Genomic DNA, 272 nt, shown 5'->3' with positions numbered 1-272 from the left:
CCCTGCTGGCGGGCAATGAGTACCCCTTCGACGATGACGATGGCATTATCGACCAGCATACTCAGGGCGATAATCAGCGCCCCCAGCGAGATACGCTGTAGCTCGATGCCCCACAGATACATAATCAGCAGCGTACCGAGCACGTTAAGCGCTAACGACAGGGCAATAATGATACCGCTGCGCACGCCCATAAAGATCAGCAGCACGCCGACGACAATGGCCAGTGCCATCAGGAAGTTAGTGATAAAGCCGTTCACCGAGTGAGCCACTTC

At 55.5% G+C, this 272-nt stretch carries 1 protein-coding gene; it reads right to left on the bottom strand.

Annotated features, from left to right (window positions below; all coding sequences use genetic code 11):
• Positions 1–272 (bottom strand): efflux RND transporter permease subunit (locus HV213_RS33135; RefSeq protein ID WP_181486587.1); only part of this gene is annotated, 272 nt, incomplete at both ends.

The sequence above is a fragment of the Klebsiella sp. RHBSTW-00484 genome, assembly GCF_013705725.1.
Taxonomy (GTDB): Bacteria; Pseudomonadota; Gammaproteobacteria; order Enterobacterales; family Enterobacteriaceae; genus Klebsiella.
Note: the sequence above shows the minus strand (reverse complement) of the source record. Positions and strands in the feature narration are given on the sequence as shown.